1 protein-coding gene is annotated in these 1,321 nt (G+C 48.4%); it reads left to right on the top strand.

Going from position 1 to position 1,321, the window contains the following annotated elements:
* Window positions 1-60 precede the first annotated feature (60 nt).
* Window positions 61-1,065, top strand: a complete 1,005-nt coding sequence (locus GF617_RS26845; RefSeq protein ID WP_000427614.1) for an IS110-like element IS5075 family transposase — start codon at window positions 61-63, stop codon at window positions 1,063-1,065.
* The last annotated feature ends 256 nt before the right edge of the window (window positions 1,066-1,321 follow it).

Below are 1,321 nucleotides of genomic sequence, written 5' to 3' on the forward strand. Positions count from 1 at the left end.
ATGGTCACTCCCTCCTTCCCAGTACTATGCTGAGGACAGGCTTTCATTCGGAGAACCATCATGGAAAACATTGCGCTTATTGGTATCGATCTGGGTAAGAACTCTTTCCATATTCATTGTCAGGATCATCGTGGGAAGGCCGTTTACCGTAAAAAATTCACCCGACCAAAGCTAATCGAATTTCTGGCGACATGCCCGGCAACAACCATCGCGATGGAAGCCTGTGGCGGTTCTCACTTTATGGCACGCAAGCTGGCAGAGTTAGGGCATTTTCCAAAGCTGATATCACCGCAATTTGTCCGCCCATTCGTTAAAAGCAACAAAAATGACTTCGTTGATGCTGAAGCTATCTGTGAAGCAGCATCACGTCCATCTATGCGTTTCGTGCAGCCCAGAACCGAATCTCAGCAGGCAATGCGAGCTCTGCATCGTGTCCGTGAATCCCTGGTTCAGGATAAGGTGAAAACAACTAATCAGATGCATGCTTTTCTGCTGGAATTTGGTATCAGCGTTCCGCGAGGTGCTGCCGTTATTAGTCGACTGAGTACCCTTCTTGAGGACAGTAGTTTGCCTCTTTATCTCAGCCAGTTACTGCTGAAATTACAACAGCATTATCACTATCTTGTTGAGCAGATTAAAGATCTGGAATCTCAGTTGAAACGAAAGTTGGACGAAGATGAGGTTGGACAGCGCTTGCTGAGTATTCCCTGCGTTGGAACGCTGACTGCCAGTACTATTTCAACTGAGATTGGCGACGGGAAGCAGTACGCCAGCAGCCGTGACTTTGCGGCGGCAACAGGGCTGGTACCCCGACAGTACAGCACGGGAGGTCGGACGACATTGTTAGGGATTAGCAAGCGGGGCAACAAAAAGATCCGAACTTTGTTGGTTCAGTGTGCCAGGGTATTCATACAAAAACTGGAACACCAGTCTGGCAAGTTGGCCGACTGGGTCAGGGAGTTGTTGTGTCGGAAAAGCAACTTTGTCGTCACCTGTGCTCTGGCAAACAAGCTGGCCAGAATAGCCTGGGCACTGACGGCGCGACAGCAAACTTACGAAGCATAAAGGCAGAAATACACCAGTTTAAACAATCATTCATCTGGTTTTGCGAATACTGATATTGATGATACTAACGGCCCACCGGCCTGTTGAGGAACCTGTAAAACGGAAAGGCTCATTGAAGCCGTATATTTTCTGGAGGTTCATCAGGCGCGGAACTCATCAAGGCGCGGGAATAAAATCCCATTCAGACGCCGGATAGATTCAAGCAAGCCAACTTGTCGTCAAAATCGGTGTTGCAAAAACGGGAGTGACCATAGAT

It is taken from the genome of Lelliottia sp. RWM.1, assembly GCF_016859735.1.
In the GTDB taxonomy this organism is placed as follows: Bacteria; Pseudomonadota; Gammaproteobacteria; order Enterobacterales; family Enterobacteriaceae; genus Enterobacter.